1 pseudogene is annotated in these 309 nt (G+C 39.8%); it reads right to left on the reverse strand.

The window, feature by feature from the left end:
- A pseudogene (locus X919_RS17090) lies at positions 1–309 on the reverse strand (transposase); the annotation flags it as partial.

Genomic DNA, 309 nt, shown 5'->3' on the forward strand with positions numbered 1-309 from the left:
GTATTTGTATATCCGGATGCTCCTCACACGTATAGAGCCATGGCAGATGTGTCTTAATAGAACGTCTTGCCGTTCTCAGTCTTCTGTGTGTATAAGTTGTCTTACCCGAGATTAGGAGAGTTTGTTCATTTAGGAACTCTTTCCACTTATCACACCATTTATCAAAAGCAGTTATAAACTCTTCTTTTCTCATAGAGAACATCCTTCTCATTAACGCCAATAGTTCAACGCCTGCAGGCAAATGTGGGTTGTTAGTAAGGAGTCTTCTAACTATCTGAAATTGGTGAAATTGACACATTTGTACGGGAC

Source organism: Prevotella sp. HJM029, assembly GCF_000599605.1.
Classification (GTDB): Bacteria; Bacteroidota; Bacteroidia; order Bacteroidales; family Bacteroidaceae; genus Prevotella.